The organism is Microbacterium resistens NBRC 103078, assembly GCF_001552355.1.
Taxonomy (GTDB): Bacteria; Actinomycetota; Actinomycetes; order Actinomycetales; family Microbacteriaceae; genus Microbacterium; species Microbacterium resistens.
Genome location: NZ_BCRA01000049.1, coordinates 12875 through 28000 on the forward strand (window position 1 = coordinate 12875; position 15126 = coordinate 28000).

Annotated in this window: 17 protein-coding genes; 12 read left to right on the forward strand and 5 right to left on the reverse strand. The window is 72.2% G+C overall.

What is annotated here, in order from left to right:
* Nucleotides 1–195: 195 nt before the first annotated feature.
* Entirely contained in the window at nt 196–1212 is a 1017-nt protein-coding gene (locus MR1_RS09370) for a YeiH family protein (RefSeq protein WP_067245402.1), read from the reverse strand.
* 76 nt (nt 1213–1288) lie between these two features.
* Here MR1_RS09370 and MR1_RS09375 point away from each other — a divergent pair, with 76 nt between their 5' ends.
* The 6 genes from MR1_RS09375 (at nt 1289) to MR1_RS09400 (ending at nt 8710) form a co-directional block, all read left to right on the forward strand.
* Entirely contained in the window at nt 1289–2218 is a 930-nt protein-coding gene (locus MR1_RS09375; protein WP_067245404.1) for a LysR family transcriptional regulator, read from the forward strand.
* A gap of 109 nt (nt 2219–2327) precedes the next feature.
* Nucleotides 2328–3641: a cation:proton antiporter domain-containing protein gene (locus MR1_RS09380; protein WP_084344500.1), complete on the forward strand. Its 1314-nt coding sequence runs from the start codon at nt 2328–2330 to the stop codon at nt 3639–3641.
* 248 nt (nt 3642–3889) lie between these two features.
* On the forward strand, nt 3890–4915 hold the full coding sequence (locus tag MR1_RS09385) for a hypothetical protein (RefSeq protein ID WP_067245409.1): 1026 nt from the start codon (nt 3890–3892) through the stop codon (nt 4913–4915).
* Nucleotides 4912–6594: an efflux RND transporter periplasmic adaptor subunit gene (locus MR1_RS09390; RefSeq protein ID WP_255218119.1), complete on the forward strand. Its 1683-nt coding sequence runs from the start codon at nt 4912–4914 to the stop codon at nt 6592–6594. Before MR1_RS09385 ends, MR1_RS09390 begins: the two co-directional genes overlap by 4 nt.
* Entirely contained in the window at nt 6591–7265 is a 675-nt protein-coding gene (locus MR1_RS09395) for an ABC transporter ATP-binding protein (protein WP_067245418.1), read from the forward strand. The genes MR1_RS09390 and MR1_RS09395 overlap by 4 nt, the downstream gene beginning before the upstream one ends.
* Complete coding sequence (locus MR1_RS09400; RefSeq protein WP_255218120.1) at nt 7262–8710, forward strand: ABC transporter permease; 1449 nt, start codon at nt 7262–7264, stop codon at nt 8708–8710. Before MR1_RS09395 ends, MR1_RS09400 begins: the two co-directional genes overlap by 4 nt.
* Here the strand turns inward: MR1_RS09400 and MR1_RS09405 are convergent.
* From MR1_RS09405 to MR1_RS09420, 4 genes are all read right to left on the reverse strand, one after another.
* On the reverse strand, nt 8707–9330 hold the full coding sequence (locus MR1_RS09405) for an RBBP9/YdeN family alpha/beta hydrolase (RefSeq protein WP_084344501.1): 624 nt from the start codon (nt 9328–9330) through the stop codon (nt 8707–8709). The two genes, MR1_RS09400 and MR1_RS09405, sit on opposite strands and share 4 nt — an antisense overlap.
* An 82-nt stretch (nt 9331–9412) precedes the next feature.
* Complete coding sequence (locus MR1_RS09410) at nt 9413–9715, reverse strand: DUF7882 family protein (RefSeq protein WP_067245427.1); 303 nt, start codon at nt 9713–9715, stop codon at nt 9413–9415.
* A gap of 98 nt (nt 9716–9813) precedes the next feature.
* Nucleotides 9814–10038 (reverse strand): DUF2795 domain-containing protein, encoded by a 225-nt coding sequence (locus MR1_RS09415; protein ID WP_067245428.1) that lies wholly within the window; start codon nt 10036–10038, stop codon nt 9814–9816.
* A 78-nt stretch (nt 10039–10116) separates the two neighbouring features.
* Entirely contained in the window at nt 10117–10539 is a 423-nt protein-coding gene (locus tag MR1_RS09420) for an Hsp20/alpha crystallin family protein (protein WP_067245430.1), read from the reverse strand.
* A 121-nt stretch (nt 10540–10660) separates the two neighbouring features.
* Between MR1_RS09420 and MR1_RS09425 the strand changes: the two genes are divergently transcribed.
* The 6 genes from MR1_RS09425 (at nt 10661) to MR1_RS09450 (ending at nt 15120) form a co-directional block, all read left to right on the forward strand.
* On the forward strand, nt 10661–10975 hold the full coding sequence (locus MR1_RS09425; protein ID WP_067245431.1) for a MerR family transcriptional regulator: 315 nt from the start codon (nt 10661–10663) through the stop codon (nt 10973–10975).
* A gap of 154 nt (nt 10976–11129) precedes the next feature.
* A complete protein-coding gene (gene phnD / locus MR1_RS09430; protein WP_067245432.1) occupies nt 11130–12032 on the forward strand; it encodes a phosphate/phosphite/phosphonate ABC transporter substrate-binding protein in 903 nt (300 codons plus the stop codon).
* Nucleotides 12029–12901: a phosphonate ABC transporter ATP-binding protein gene (locus MR1_RS09435; RefSeq protein WP_255218121.1), complete on the forward strand. Its 873-nt coding sequence runs from the start codon at nt 12029–12031 to the stop codon at nt 12899–12901. The genes phnD and MR1_RS09435 overlap by 4 nt, the downstream gene beginning before the upstream one ends.
* Nucleotides 12891–13724 carry a phosphonate ABC transporter, permease protein PhnE gene (gene phnE / locus MR1_RS09440; protein ID WP_067245433.1) on the forward strand — a complete coding sequence of 278 codons (834 nt, stop codon included), beginning with the start codon at nt 12891–12893 and terminating at the stop codon, nt 13722–13724. The genes MR1_RS09435 and phnE overlap by 11 nt, the downstream gene beginning before the upstream one ends.
* Nucleotides 13721–14491 carry a tyrosine-protein phosphatase gene (locus tag MR1_RS09445; protein ID WP_067245441.1) on the forward strand — a complete coding sequence of 257 codons (771 nt, stop codon included), beginning with the start codon at nt 13721–13723 and terminating at the stop codon, nt 14489–14491. Before phnE ends, MR1_RS09445 begins: the two co-directional genes overlap by 4 nt.
* Entirely contained in the window at nt 14488–15120 is a 633-nt protein-coding gene (locus tag MR1_RS09450; protein ID WP_067245443.1) for a TetR-like C-terminal domain-containing protein, read from the forward strand. The genes MR1_RS09445 and MR1_RS09450 overlap by 4 nt, the downstream gene beginning before the upstream one ends.
* Nucleotides 15121–15126: the final 6 nt, after the last annotated feature.

The following is a 15126-nucleotide window of genomic DNA, read 5'->3' on the forward strand; positions in this document are numbered from 1 at the left end:
GTGCAGCGGGCCAGGAAGGTCGAGACGTTCCGGAAGGCGGCTTCCGGGCGTGTGCCGTTGCGTAGCGCCTGGACGGCCTTCGACGGGGGGAGCTCATAGCTGAACACCGCTTCATCATGGCATCCACCCCGATCTGGGCTCCGTGACCGCCTGGTTGCCGTCGACCGTCGTCTCCGGACGGTCTCGTCGCCGTCGTCAGAGCAGGGCGATCGTCGCCAGGGACGCCGCCGTGACCAGGATCCACAGGATCGCCCCGAGCGCCAGGGGGCGCCAGCCGGCCCTGCGCAGGGCCGCGACGTCGGTGGACAGCCCGATCGCGGCGAGGGCCATCGCGATGAGGAAGCCGCTCACCGCCGACAGGCCGTCTCGGACGGTCGCAGGGACGATCCCCGTGGAGGTGGCGGCGGCGACGAGGAGGAAGCCCACGAGGAACCAGGGCACGAGCCGGACGACCCCTCCCGGCGTCAGCCGGCGCCCGCGGGAGTGGCGACGGGCTTCGGCGATCGAGAGCCCGATGCTGATCGGGATGATCATGAGCGTGCGCACGAGTTTCACGACGACCGCGAAGCCCAGCGCCGCGGCGCCGTAGACGGCCGCGGTCGCCACGACCGAGCTGGTGTCGTTGACCGCGGTGCCGGCGAGCAGGCCGAAGGTGTGCGGATCGAGCTGAAGCGCATGTCCGAGCAGGGGGAAGAGGACCACGGCCAGCACGTTGAACAGGAAGATCGTGGACATGGCGTAGGCGATCTCGGCTCCCGTCGCCGCGATCACGGGGGAGACGGCCGCGATCGCGGAGGCGCCGCAGATGCCCGTGCCCACACCGATCAGCGTGGTGAGGCGGCGCTCGACCCGCAGCGCCCGACCGAGGATCCACGCCCCGAGGAGGCACACGGCGAGGCTCGTCAGCATGACCGGGAGGGACTCCAGCCCGACGCGCAGGACGTCGGCGACGGACATCTGCACACCGAGCAGGACGACCGCGGTCTGCAGGAGGAGGCGACCGGAGACCGCGAGGCCCGGGGCGAGCAGGGGGCCGGGCCGACGCCACAGCGAGATCACGACGCCGATGAGCAAGGCGGGCAGCGCGGACCCGACGACCGGCGCCAGACCGCCGATCACCGTCGACACCGCGGCGATGAGGGCCGTCAGGCCGACTCCGGGGACGACGGCGAGGAGGCGCGGGCGATCGGCGGACGCGGCAGGGGAGAGCATGGATCCAGCGTGCGCGAGCCGTCCTGCGCCGGGTAGCCGGGTGGTGCCGGTGGAGATACAGGGTCAGACTGTGGGGATGGAGACGATGCGGACGGTGCCGGATCTGCCCGCCCTGGAGCTGCTCGCGGCGGTGGCGCGGCACGGGTCGATCTCGGCGGGGGCGCGGGAGGTCGGCGTCACGCAGCAGTCGGCGTCCGCGCGACTGCGGAGCGTGGAACGACAGGTCGGGCTGGAGCTCTTCCGCCGTTCGCCCGGCGGGGTCCGCCCGACGCCGGCGGGCGAGGTCGTCGTCAGCTGGGGCGAGGAGGTCCTCGCGGCCGCCTCCCGTCTCCGAGCGGGGATCGAGACCCTGCGCGAGGAGAGCCGGCGCGAGCTGACGGTCGCCGCGAGCCAGACCGTCTCGGCCCATCTGCTCCCGGGCTGGCTCGTCGATCTCCGCGGGCGTCAGCAGGACGAGGGGCGCATCCCCACCGCCGTGACCCTGGCGACCGGCAACAGCGAGTCCGTGATCGCGCGGGTGCGCTCGGGGGCGGCGGACCTCGGATTCATCGAGACGCCCCGCGTGCCCGACGACCTCGCGTCCACGGCCGTGACCACCGACGAGCTGGTCCTTGTCGTGGGGCCCGGGCATGCGTGGTCGCGGAGGGACGAGGTGTCGTTGGCGGAGGTCGCCGCCGCGCCGATCGTCGCGCGCGAGCCCGGCAGCGGCACCCGCGATGCCTGGGAGCGGACCGTCCGGAAGCGCCTGGGATATGACGCGCCGGAACCGGCGGCCGTGCTCCCCACCTCCGCGGCCGTGCGCTCGGCCGTCGCGGGCGGGCTCGGCGTCGCCCTCCTCTCCGGGCGCGCGGTCGCCGACGACATCAGGCTCGGCCGCCTGCACGTCGTGCCGATCGCGGGCGAGCGGCTGATCCGACCGATCACGGCGCTCTGGCGGGGAACGACGAGAGACCTCACGCCGACGAGCCGGACGCTCCTGGAGGTCGCCGCCGCCGGGGGATCCTGAGGGGCCGCCGCACCGATATCCTCAGCGGTGGGCGTGCGGACACCGAGGAGGTGTCGGACGGGACCCGCGGGCCGAGGCATCGGCGGAGGCGGGGGGAGAAGGAGCGGCGATGTCCCCATTGGTGCTGATCGGCCTGGTGGCCGTGCTGCTCTGGTCGCTCGTCTCGCATCGCATGGAGCGGTGGGGCGTCGCCGGTCCTGCCGCCCTCCTCGTGATCGGCGCGGCGGCGGCCACGCTGGATCTGCCCGCCTTCGAGAGCGCGATCGATGCGGAGTGGAGCGAGAAGGTCGTCGAGGTCGTGCTCGCGATCCTGCTGTTCGTCGATGCGACGGAGGTGCGGGGGAGGGGCATCTTCGGCGGTGAGGGCCGGATCACGCTCCGCCTCGTGCTGATCGCCCTGCCGCTGTCCCTGATCCTCGCCGCGGTGGCCGGGATCTTCATCCTTCCGGACACGATCGTCGTCCTCATCGTCATCCTCGTGATCGTGTGCATCGTCATGCCCACGGACTTCGCGCCGGCCGCGAGGATCCTCCGCCTGGGGCACGTCCCGGCGAGGGTCCGGCAGATCCTCAACGTGGAGAGCGGGTACAACGACGGCGTCGTGTCGCCGTTGTTCGCGATGTCCCTGGCGATGTCGGTGGGGCTGGTCGAACTGGTCCGGGCGAAGCCGGCGGAGCGGGAGTCCATCGCGGTGGACGGGATGATCCATATGGGTGAGGCCCTCGTCACCGCCGTGCCCGCCACGCTCACGGCGATCGCTGTCGGCGTGGTGCTGGGCGCGCTCGTGGGCTGGGGCGTGAAGGCGCTGCACCGTCGGGGATTCGCCGACGACGCCGGCGTGCGCTTCGTCATGCTGCTGGTGCCGCTCATCGCGTACGGCGGCGCCGTGGCCATCCCCGTGGTGCACGCGAACGGGTTCGTCGCCGCCTTCGTCGCCGGGGTCGCCTACCGTGCGGTCCGCACCCGCGGAGCCGGGGGGTCGATCCCGCACGCGGAGCTCCTCCTCGTCGAGGAGGTCGGCGTTCTCGCCGCCAATCTCGTGTGGTTCGTGCTGGGAGCGTCCGCCGTGGTCGTGTTCGTCGGCGGGGTCGATCCGTCGCTGTTCCTCTTCGCCGCGCTCGTTCTCACCGTGCTCCGCATCGGCCCGGTGTACGTGTCGCTCCTGGGCAGCGGCATCAGGCCGCGGGACCGTCTGCTCATCGGTGCCCTCGGTCCTCGCGGGACCGCCTCCATCGCGTTCGGGCTGCTCGCGTTCAACGCCTTCCCGCCGAACAGCGCCGAAGGCGATCTCGTCCTCGACGTCATGGTCGTCACGGTCGTCGCGAGCGTGCTGCTGCACGGTGCGGTCGCGCCGGTGCTGCTGCGCCGACTCGACCGCGGCAGCGCCCTGTCCGCAGCGGGCGCAGACCGCGCGCCGCACTGAGGCGTCCGTTCGGCGTCGCCGTCCGGCGTCAGGTCGTGTGGGGCGTCGGGCCCTCACCGGAGGACCGCGGCAACAGCACGGTCACCCGGAAGCCTCCGGCGGCGTGCTCGGCGTAGACGATCCGGTATATCGGAAGTAATCCTATGAGGTTGGTCACATCATCCTGCCGACGGATGCGCCGGGGGCGGCGGAGTCAATACGGTGTGGGGAAGACCTGGCGCTGACGTGCCCGGAACGAAGGAGCCCCGATGCGCACATCCGCACCCCGACTCGTCGTCGTCCTCGCCGCGACGGCCCTGGCCCTGACCGCCTGTTCCGGCGGTCCCGGCGGAGGCGAGCTCGACTACGAGGACTCCCCGCTCAACACGTATCTGTCCGCGGCCTACGGCGGCGACGCCTCCCCCGAGGAACAGCAGAAGAAGTTCGACGAGCAGCAGAAGAAGCAGGAAGAGCTCATGGCCGAGTGCATGGCCGAGCAGGGCTTCGAGTACAAGCCGAACATCCAGGACAGCGGCGCGATCTTCACCAGCGGCGACGGCGACTGGGACCCGGAGAACAAGGAATGGGTCGAGAAGTACGGCTACGGCGCGGTGAACAGCCCGTGGCAGGAGCGCAACGCGGAGCAGGAGCCGGCGACCTACCAGGACCCGAACCAGAAGTACATCGATTCCCTCAGCGAATCCGAGAAGACGGCGTACTACGAGACGCTGTACGGACCGCAGCCGGATCCGGCGGAGATGAGCGAGGACGGCAGCTTCGAGTACAAGTGGGAGAACGCAGGCTGCCAGGGCAAGGCGCAGCACGAGGTCCAGGGCGACGACCCGTGGCAGCAGGACGAGTTCGCCGACCTGCGCACGCGCATGGAGGAGTTCTGGACCTCGACGCAGGAGTCGTCGGAGATGGCGGACCTGAACGCCGAGTGGGCCGCGTGCATGACCGATGCCGGTGAGCCCGGATTCACCAACCAGATGGACGCCGCACAGTCCATCTACGACGAGCAGAGCAAGATCTACGAGGCCGCCTACGGAGACGGCTCCGAGGAGATGACGGCCGAGCAGATGGAGGCCGCCGACCCGAGCAAGAGCCCCGAGATGAAGAAGCTCGGCGAGCGGGAGATCGAGCTGGCGCTGAAGGACCACGAGTGCCGTCAGAAGACCTCCTACCTGCAGAACTCCCTGAAGATCCAGTTCGCCCTCGAAGAGCAGTTCATCAAGGAGAACAAGGCGGATCTCGAGGCCTTCAAGACCGCGGCCGAGCAGGCCCAGGCCCAGTGATCCGGCCCGCAGGCCGGGGCGCGGGCGAGCCCGACGAGCCGGAGTCCGGCGAGACCGGCGCCGTCGACCCGTCCGCCGGAGCCGGAGAAGCGACCGCCGACCCGCCCGTGGCCGCCGGCGAGTCGGCGACCACCGACGAGTTCGACCGCCTGATCCGCGAGGACGGCGAGGAGGCCGAGGACGCGGCGTCCTCCGGCGGCTCCTCGCGCGTCCGGGGATGGGGGCGGGTCTTCCGCGGCAACAAGTCGCTGTGGATCGTCGCCTCCCTCGCGGTCGTGAGCCTCGTCGCGGGACTGCTGATCGGGACCTTCCTGATCTCCCCCGCCGACGCGAAGGGGCCGCCCCCGAAGCCGGGGCTGGTCACGGTCCCGGTGGAGTTCGGCCCGCTCAGCAACGACGTCACCCTCCGCGCGGACGTGGGCTACGCCGACGCGGTCGAGGTGACGCTCGACACGTCCGCGGTCTCCGGCGCCGCCGTCGTCACGGGGCAGGTGCCGGAGGTCGGGGCCACGTTGTCCCCGCTGTCGATCGCCCTGGAGGTCGTGGGGCGTCCGGTCATCGTCCTGCCGGGCGAGCTGCCCGCCTACAGGACGCTGCGCCTGGGCGTCTCCGGGCCGGACGTGGTCCAGCTCAAGCAGGCGCTCGCCGCGGTCGGGATCGATCCCGGCGACGTGGGCTCGAACCAGTTCGACGAGGCCACCGCCAACGCCGTCGCGCAGCTCTACGCGCAGGCCGGCTATCCGGCGCCGCCCGCTCCGGACGGCGCGGCGGAGACCTTCCGCGCCGCGCAGGAGGGCGTCCGCAGCGCGGAGAGCGGCGTGGCCTCGGCGCAGAGCGCGCTGGATCAGGCGGGGGCCGGACCGACGGACGTCCAGATCTGGGAGGCGGACGTCGCCGTGGCCGAGGCCGAGCGCAAGGTCGCGGAGGCCAAGGCCACCCAGGGCGACGTGCAGGCCGCCGAGTGGGCGTTGCGCACCGCGCAGCTGCAGCGCGAGGCGCTGTGGAACGGCAAGGACACGAGCAGCGAGCGAGCGGCGCTCGATGCCGCCCACGCCCAGGTGCAGTCCGCGAACGAGGCGCTCGAGGAGGCCCGGCAGGCGATGCTGCCGTACCTGCCGTCCAGCGAGGTGCTGTTCCTTACCGAGCTCCCGCGCCGCGTGGACGCGGTCGAGGTCAAGCGCGGGACGGTGCTCCAGGGCAAGGCGATGACCGTGTCCGGTGCGACCGTGCGGCTGACCGGCGCGGCGGCCGACGCCGACGCGCGACTGCTCTCGGTCGGCGCGGAGGCGACGTTCGAGCTTCCCGACGGCACCGAACACCGCGCCGTGATCAGCGCCCTCAACGCGGGCAAGGACGCCAAGGCCCGCTGGGAGGTGCTGTTCGAGCCCGACCCGCTGTCGCCGGAGCAGATCCAGCAGCTCCAGGGCACGAACGTCCGGGTGAAGATCGCCGTCGGCGCCACGGACGGCGACGTGCTGTCCGTGCCGCTGGCCGCGCTCACCGCCGGTCCGGGTGGGGAGTCCCGGGTCGAGGTGGTCGAGTCCGACCCCAAGGAGGGGGAGGACGCGAAGACGCGGATGGTCGTCGTGGAGACCGGCCTGGCCGCCCGCGGCGCGGTCGAGGTCCGACCGACCGAGGGCGCGCTCGAGGAGGGCGACCTCGTGGTGGTGGGGCGGTGACGGCGCCTCTCGTCGAGCTCCGTGACGTCACCCGATCCTTCCCCGGGCCGCCGGAGGTGCAGGCGCTCAAGGGAGTCAGTCTCGCGGCGGAGACCGGCGACTACCTCTCCATCGTCGGGCCGAGCGGGTCGGGCAAGTCGACCATGCTCAACATCCTGGGGCTCCTGGACCGGCCGAGCGTGGGGGAGTACCGCCTGGCGGGCGCGCTGACCGGCGATCTCTCCGACGACGACCGCGCCGCGGTGCGGGCGCGCTTCATCGGCTTCGTCTTCCAGTCGTTCCACCTCATGGCGCGGCGCACGGTGCTCGACAACGTGCTCATGCCGATGCTCTACAGCGGCGTCCCGCGTGCGGAGCGGGAGGGGCGCGCGGAGCAGGCGCTGATCCGGGTGGGGCTCGGCCATCGGATCGGGTTCTTCCCGAACTCGCTGTCCGGCGGCGAGCGGCAGCGGGTGGCGGTGGCGCGCGCCGTCGTGAGCGGCCCGCGGCTGCTCCTGGCGGACGAGCCCACGGGAAACCTCGACCAGAAGACCTCGGGCGAGGTGATGACCCTGTTCGAGGAGCTCAACGCGGACGGTCTGACGCTCATCGTCATCACCCACGACGACGCCGTGGCGCGCCGGGCCGCCCGGCGGATCCGCATCGCCGACGGCCGATTGAGCGAGCTGTGAGGCTGTGGCCGCGCCGGCGGGACGCCGGCCCGCCGGATGAATCCGCCGGGGCCGACGCCGCGGACGCCGAGACGGCCGAGGACGGATCGCTCCTCGACGGCATGACCGCCAAGGCTCCGAAGAGGAGGAGGGGCCGACGGATCGGTCGACGCGGAGGCGGCGCGGGGGACGCCGGGGCGACCGGGAACCCGTCCGCCTCGTCCCTGGTCCCCGCCGTGCGGCACGCGGACCGGTTCACGTTCCAGGACCTCGTCGCGGAGGCGACGTCGGACATCGGATCCCGGCCCGCGCGCCTGGTCATGACGATCCTCGGCACCGTGCTCGGGATCGGATCCCTCGTGGCCACGATCGGGTTCGCGCAGACCGCCGCCGGGCAGATCGCCCGGCAGTTCGACGGCGTGGCCTCGACGCAGGTCGTCGTGACTCCGGCCGAGGCGCGCACGGGCGGGCAGAACAAGACGGTCGCGGCGGGGCGGATCCCCTGGGACGGCGCCGACCGCGTCATGCACCTCGCCGGCGTCGAGGACGCCGCGCTGATCGCCGACGTGACGCTGAACGACGCCGACACGATCACCGCCGTCCCGGTCAACGACCCCTCTGCACCGGTCCCCGCCTCGCCCACACTGTTCGCCGCCTCGGGCGGCCTCCTCCCCGCCGTCGACGGCGGGCTCGTGACCGGGCGGGCCTTCGACGCCGGGCACGACCGGCGCGCGGACCGCGTCGCGATGCTCGGGGAGAAGGCGGCGGAGCGCCTGGGGATCAACCGCGTGGACTCCCAGCCGTCGATCTTCATCGGCGGGGTGGCCTACGCCGTGATCGGGATCATCGACGGCATGGAGCGCCGCAGCGACCTCCGCGACGGCGTCATCATCCCGATGGGCGCGGCCCGCGCGGACTTCGACGTGATCGCCCCGTCCGAGCTCGCCATCCGGATCACGGTCGGCGCCGGTCCTCAGGTGGCGAAGCAGGCCGTGCTCGCGCTGCAGCCCGACGAGCCGGACACCCTCAAGGCGCGGGCGCCCGCTGCGGCCTCGGATCTCAGCCAGAACGTGCAGGCCGACGTGAACGTCGTCTTCCTCATCCTCGGCGCGATCGCGCTGCTGGCCGGAGGACTCGGCATCGCGAACGTCACGCTGCTGTCGGTGATGGAACGGATCGGCGAGATCGGCCTGCGGCGGGCGCTCGGCGCGACCCGGAAGCAGATCGGTCGTCAGTTCATGGTGGAGTCGATCGTCATCGGCCTTATCGGCGGGCTGATCGGCGCCTCGCTCGGCGTGATCGCGGTGGTGGTCGTCGCGGCCGTCCAGGGATGGGCGCCCGTGACCGATCCCCTCGTCGCCGTGGCCGGCGCGCTGCTGGGCGCCGTGGTGGGGTGGGCCTCCGGCTGGTATCCGGCCTGGCGGGCGACGCGGATCGAACCCGTGACGGCCCTCCGCGGCGGCTAGCGCCGGGCCGCGGGCGGCGATCCGGCCGCCTCCTGGACCGGCGTCTCCGGGGTCGCCGGCTCCGGTGCGTCTCCGAAGAGCTCGGCCAGGGGCGGGAGAGCCGTGAAGCCCTGGCTCGCGAGGAAGTGCCCCGCGCCGGGGACCACGACGATGTCGGCGTCGAGCGCGCGTCCGAGCGCCCGGGAGTGCGCGGGCGGCACGATCGCGTCGTCGTCGGAGTGCAGCATCACCCTGCGGCGGATGCGCGAGGCCAGGTGCTCCAGGTCGGGCGCGGGGGACACGAAGGGATCGAGCTCCGGCAGGGTCGGAAGCGGATCGGCGAAGCCCGAGACGCCGACGAACATCCCGAGCGGCTCGGAGTCGCTGAGCCGGTCGAGCGCATGCAGGGCGGTGACGGCGCCCAGGCTGTGGGCGACGACCGCCGTCCGTTCGTCGGCGGTACCCAGTGCATCCCGCACGGCGGCGACCCACCGTTCGCGGTCCGGGGCCGTGGTGCCCGGAAGCGCCGGGATCACGGTGTCGATGCCCTGCTCCCGGAGGCGGTCCGCGAGCCAGGCGAACCAGTGGTCGGCGGGGGTGGCGGAATAGCCGTGGACGATGATCGCGCGGTCGATGCTCACGTCCGGGCCAACACCGGCACGGCCCCGAGGATTCCGCGGCGACAGCGGGGATGGAGCCGGCCGGTCGGAAAGGGGCGGGGCGTCACTCCATGTGCTCGGGGATGAGCTTGATGCCGCCGGAGGAGTGCGCGGAGTGGGCGAGCTCGTCGATCCACTTGCGGCTCAGGGGCGGCTGCTCGGGCTCGTCGAACACGAAGCGCAGCGGGATGGAGGGGTGCACCCAGATGGTGCTGCGCCCGCGCGGCTGCTCCTCCGGATGCGTCCACGAGACGGTGAAGCTCTCGTTGCGGCGCAGTTTGGTCGCGATCACGATCTTCAGGTGCGCCAGTGCTCGATCCTCGATCTCGATCGGGGCCTCGGCGCTGCCGTAGTAGAGAGTTCCCATGAGTGAACCGTATCTGTGTCAGGGGGAGGGCCAGGGACGGGTTTCGGGGGCTTGACGGCGGCGCACCCTGTGCAATATGGGCGCGCCGCCGTGCGGCGTCAGGCGCCGACGAGCTCGCGCTCGGCCGGGGCGCCGTCGCTGCCCTCGCCGATGGCCCGGCGGATCTGCCACCACGAGTCGTAGCTGCGCTCGGGGAGGTCCTGGACGACGAGGAGATCCGTCATCGGCAGGCCCTCGCGGCGCGCCTCGCGGACCAGATCGTCCTTCTCCGCCGGGTACTCCATCTCGGCGAGGAAGCGGTTGAGTGAGGGGGAGAGCATCATGCTCCTGCTCCTTCCGTGGACGGGGCGCCGCCGACCGGGGCGTCCGGATCCGGACGCCCCGGGGCGGTCGCCAGGGGATCAGGCGGTGAGGGACGCTGTCTGGTCCGCGGACGCGACGGCGATCTTGCGCGGCTTCGCCCGTTCGCTCACGGGGATGATCACGGTGAGCACGCCGCTCTCGTACGACGCCGAGATCTTCTCCAGATCGACGCCGTCCCCGAGGGTGAACTGGCGCAGGAAGGACCCCGCCGTGCGCTCGCGGTTCAGCCAGCGCACGCCCTCGCCGGAGTCCGCGGTGCGCTGGGCGCGGATCGTCAGCAGCGACCCGTCCAGATCGATGTCGATCGATCCGGGGTCCACGCCGGGCAGGTCGGCGTGAAGGATGTATCGGTCGCCGTCACGGGCGAGGTCGACCGGCATGAATCGGGGTGCGCGGCCGGAGTCCAGCACGCTCGCGGCGAAGCGATCGAGCTGACTGATCGGGTCGAAGTTCAATGCCATGATGTGCTCCTTTCGTGCGGCCCGAATCGGGCGGTGGGGATGCAGGTAATCTGCATCATGTGCTATAGATTTACTCATACAACACATCGAACCGATCTGCAAGTACCCGATGAGGATCACCATGACTGAGCGCGACTCCGGGACGCCGGTGTACGGCATCGCCATCGCCGCGCAGCTGGTGGGGATGCCGATCCCCACACTCCGGCTGTTCGAGAGCAAGGGGCTGCTGACGCCTTCCCGCAGCGACGGCGGGACCCGCCAGTACAGCGACGACGACATCGACCGGCTCAAGCGTGCGGGCCGGCTCCGCGACGAGGGGCTCAACATCGCCGGGATCAGCCGGGTGCTGGATCTCGAGGACGCGAACGCCCAGCTGCAGGCGGAGCTGTCCGAGAGCCGAGGCGCGGACGGAGGGGGCGAGCGGCCCGCGTCCTGAGCCGCGCGGGAGTGGTCTGTCCGGCCGCGCGTCACCAGGAGTTCAGCCGGCGTTCCGTTCGCGGTACGCCGGTCTCGTAATTCCCCGTCACCTTCCGGAGTTGGAATACCGGTGATCTCGCAATGGCGAGGCACCCTCCTCCCGAAAGGTCATCATGCGCCGCTTCACCCTGCCCGCCGTGGGCCTCCTCGGCGTCGCCGCTCTCGCCCTCACCGGCTGCCAGGGCGCCACCGCCCAGGCCGCCCCCGCCGATTCCGACGCCCCCATCACCATCGCCACCCTCCCGATCGGGGAGGACCCCACCGCGGAGAACCCGATCGAGGTCTTCGCCGAGCTCTTCGAGGAGGCCACCGGCCGCGCGGTGGAGGTCACCGACGTCCCGGACTACCTCAGCGTGGTCGAGGCGATCCGCGCCGACCACGTCGACATCGGGATCATGAGCGGGTTCCCCTCCGCGCTCGCGGTCAACACCGGCGAGGTCGACCCGCTCGTGGCCTTCCGCGGCGACGACAAGCCCGTCTCCACCTGCGTCGTCCTGAAGGACTCGCCCGTGCAGAAGCCCGAGGACCTGAAGGGCAAGACCGTGGCCTTCGCGGACCAGGCGTCGAGCTCCGGCTACTTCATGCCCGTCTACATGCTGCACGAGGCGGGGCTGGAGCAGGGCGAGGACTACGAGGCGATCTTCGCCGGCGGTCACGAGGGGTCCTTCGCCGCCCTCGCGCAGGGACAGGTCGACGCCGCCTGCACCGCCATCATGCTCACCCAGCTGGGCGCCCCGATGTTCCCGTTCGCCGACGGCGAGTGGCGCGCCGTGGGCGAGAGCCCGTCGATGGCCGTCCAGGGCACGGTGCTCGGGCGCCAGTCGCTCGACGAGGAGACGCGGACCGTGATCGCGGACGGCATCGCCGCGGTCTTCTCGCCGGAGAACGCCGAGCGCCTGGGCGCGATGGGCAGCTTCGCGACCCTGGAGCAGACCGTGGCCCCGGAGGCGTCCACCTACGCGTCCTTCGCCGAGATCGCGGGCGTCGCGGGCGTCGAGCTGAAGGATCTGAAGTGACGACGGTGCGCATCGACGGGTCGGAGGCGAACATCTCCGGCCCGGGGGTCCCCGTCCGCTCGTCGGCTCCGGTCGTGGCCGAGCGCACGCCCACCGCGGAGGTGCGCCACGCGCTGCCGCGGGTGAGCGTCCGCGGCCTCGGCGTCGCCTACGACGGGACCGCCGTGCTCGACGGCGTGGACCTGGACCTGTTCGCCGGGGAGACGGTGGCGCTGCTCGGCGCGTCCGGCTCGGGCAAGTCGACGCTGATGCGGAGCCTCACCGGCTTCGCCCCGGTCTCGTCCGGCACCGTGCGCGTCGCGGGCCACGACGTCGTGAACCTCCGTCGCGGCGAACTGCGCCGGCTGCGCGCGGACGTCGGCCAGGTCTTCCAGCAGTTCCACCTCATCCCGCGGCTGAGCGTGCTGACGAACGTGCTCACGGGCGCGCTGCACGGCGCCGGACCGGTGAACCTCGTCGGCGGCTTCTCCCGCGCGGACCGCACCCGTGCCCTGGACCTGCTCGACCGCGTCGGCATCGCGCACAAGGCCACGGCGCCGGCGCGCTCCCTCTCCGGCGGACAGCAGCAGCGGGTCGCGATCGCCCGCGCCCTCATGCAGCAGCCGAAGGTGATCCTGGCGGACGAGCCCGTCGCCTCCCTGGATCCGCGGCTCGCCGACTCGGTGCTGGAACTGCTGCGACGGATCGCGACCGAGGACGGGATCCCCGTGCTCGTCAGCCTGCACGTGCTGCCCCTCGCCCTCGCCCACAGCGACCGCATCGTGGGCCTGCGGCAGGGGCGGATGATCGTGTCGGACGCCACGACGCGTCTCGACGCCGCGGCGCTGGCACCGCTCTACGACAGCGAGGAGCACGGCGATGAGCGTTGACGCGCCGGCCCGCACCGCAGCGACAGCACTCGACCCCGCCGAGCGCCGACGGCTCGAGAGCGCCTTCCGCGTGCCCCGCACCCGGTTCCTCCTGGGGCTGCCCGTCGCCCTCCTGGTGCTGATCTGGTCCTTCCAGGGCGCAGGCTTCGACTTCGTGAAGCTCGGCGACGGCGCGGTGAACATGGGAGAGTTCCTCTCGCGGCTCTTCCCGCCCGACTTCTCGAAGATCGGCACGATCCTGTCGCTGCTGCTGGAGACGTTCCAGATGGCCGTCGTGGGGACGGTTCTCGGCGCCGTGCTCTCGCTGGTGGTCGCGTTCGGAGCGGCGTCGAACATCGCCCCGCGCTGGCTCTACTACCCGACGCGCTGGGTGATGAACATCATCCGGTCGGTGCCCGATCTGGTCTTCGCGCTGATGTTCGTCTCCGCGGTGGGCCTCGGGCCGTTCGCGGGGATCCTGGCCATGACGCTCGGGTCCCTCGGGTCGATCGGCAAGATCTTCGCGGAGGCGATGGAGCAGGTCGACCGCGGACCGGTGACCGCGATGCAGGCCGTCGGCGCCTCGAAGAGGCAGGTGATCCAGTACGGAGTCCTGCCGCAGGCGGCGCCGCTGCTCACCTCGTACACCCTGCTGCTGTTCGAGGGGAACGTCCGCGGGGCCACCATCCTCGGCCTCGTCGGCGCGGGCGGCATCGGCCTCGAGCTCACCACCGCCATGCGCATGTACGACTACGGCCACCTCAGCGCCATCATCATCTGCATCATCGTGCTGGTCACGCTGATCGACCAGGGCAGCGCCCTCATCCGAAGGAGGATCACATGACCGTCGTCGACACCACCCCCGCCGTGCCCCTGAGCGCCCCCGTCAACCTCCGCGACCTCGGCGGCATCCGGATCGACGGCGGCGTGCTGCGCCGCGGCGTCGCCATCCGCACCGACGACCTGGCCTATGCCACGGAGGAGGTGGCGGACCGGCTGGTCGCCGACGGCCTCGCCGCCGTGATCGACCTGCGCTCGCCCCTCGAGGCATCGGTCACCGGACGCGGGCCGCTCGGTGCCCTCCCCGTGGCCTACCACCACCTGCCGCTGATCGCGGACGTGGGGACGTCGATGAAGGAGGACCGGCCGGCGCTCGGCCACGAGGCGATGGGCGCCATGTACGTGCGGATGGCGGAGGGGGCCGCGGCGCCGCTGGTGACCGCCCTCGCCGTCATCGCGCACGCGCCCGGAGCGGTGGCGTTCCACTGCGCCGCCGGGCGGGACCGCACGGGCGTCCTCGCCGCGATGCTGCTGCTCGCCCTCGGGGCCGACGACGAGGCGATCGTCGCCGACTATGCCCGCACCGGCGAGAACATGCCGGCGATCATGCGCCGGAACGAGCCCGTCATGGGTGCGATGTGGCGCGCGCTGGGGATCGACGTGGACGCGCACGACGGCAGCGCGCTGCTGGGCGACGGGATGGACGCCTCGATGCGGATCCTGCTCGGCATGCTTCGCGAGCGCCACGGCGATCCGCTGGCGCCGTTGCGGGCCGCGGGGCTCTCCGACGACCTCGTCGCCCGGCTCCGGTCGCGGGCGCTCGCCGCATGACGATGCTCGCAGCCGAGGCGACCGGGGCCGCACGACGAGGCCCCGGTCGTCCTCGCGATGCGGAGATCGACGGCCAGATCATCGCCGCGACGCTCGCGATCATCGATGCCGGGGAGGACGTCACCGTGAGCCGGGTCGTGGCGCGCGGCGGCGTCAGCCGCGCCGCCCTGTATCGCCGATGGCCCTCCCTCACGACCCTCATCGCGCAGGCGCTGGACGTCGGCAGGGAGGTGCCCCCGGAGTATCCGGAGGGGCAGGATCTCCGCGAGGCGGTGCTCGCCAGCCTGGGGCTCGGGCCGGACGGCGTGGCCCCGTCGGCGCCGGGATACTCGGAGGAGCGGTTCCGCCAGCGGATCCGTCTCGTCATGGCCGACCGGGCGCTGCAGCGCGCGTACTGGGCCTCGCACGTGTCGCGGCGCCGTGTGCCCCTGGAGAACGCGCTGCGCCGGGGGATCGCGCGAGGGGAGCTGCGCGCGGACCTCGACGTGGAGGCCTGTTTCGATGCGATCGCCGGCGCGGCGTACTACCAGCTCGTCGTCCGCGGGGAGCGCATCGACGATCCGTCCACGAACGCCCGGCTGCGCTCGGCGCTCGAGATGATCTGGCGCGGGATGGTCGCGCCGGACTGATCCGGA

Excerpts from the sequence above, each read along its gene's own strand:
- phnE (WP_067245433.1), top strand. The coding sequence starts at position 12,891 with ATGAGCGTTGACGCGCCGGCCCGCACCGCAGCGACAGCACTCGACCCC.
- MR1_RS09445 (WP_067245441.1), top strand. The coding sequence starts at position 13,721 with ATGACCGTCGTCGACACCACCCCCGCCGTGCCCCTGAGCGCCCCCGTC.
- MR1_RS09425 (WP_067245431.1), top strand. The coding sequence starts at position 10,661 with ATGACTGAGCGCGACTCCGGGACGCCGGTGTACGGCATCGCCATCGCC.
- MR1_RS09375 (WP_067245404.1), top strand. The coding sequence starts at position 1,289 with ATGGAGACGATGCGGACGGTGCCGGATCTGCCCGCCCTGGAGCTGCTC.
- MR1_RS09415 (WP_067245428.1), bottom strand. The coding sequence starts at position 10,038 with ATGATGCTCTCCCCCTCACTCAACCGCTTCCTCGCCGAGATGGAGTAC.
- phnD (WP_067245432.1), top strand. The coding sequence starts at position 11,130 with ATGCGCCGCTTCACCCTGCCCGCCGTGGGCCTCCTCGGCGTCGCCGCT.
- MR1_RS09450 (WP_067245443.1), top strand. The coding sequence starts at position 14,488 with ATGACGATGCTCGCAGCCGAGGCGACCGGGGCCGCACGACGAGGCCCC.
- MR1_RS09385 (WP_067245409.1), top strand. The coding sequence starts at position 3,890 with ATGCGCACATCCGCACCCCGACTCGTCGTCGTCCTCGCCGCGACGGCC.
- MR1_RS09420 (WP_067245430.1), bottom strand. The coding sequence starts at position 10,539 with ATGGCATTGAACTTCGACCCGATCAGTCAGCTCGATCGCTTCGCCGCG.
- MR1_RS09370 (WP_067245402.1), bottom strand. The coding sequence starts at position 1,212 with ATGCTCTCCCCTGCCGCGTCCGCCGATCGCCCGCGCCTCCTCGCCGTC.
- MR1_RS09410 (WP_067245427.1), bottom strand. The coding sequence starts at position 9,715 with ATGGGAACTCTCTACTACGGCAGCGCCGAGGCCCCGATCGAGATCGAG.
- MR1_RS09380 (WP_084344500.1), top strand. The coding sequence starts at position 2,328 with ATGTCCCCATTGGTGCTGATCGGCCTGGTGGCCGTGCTGCTCTGGTCG.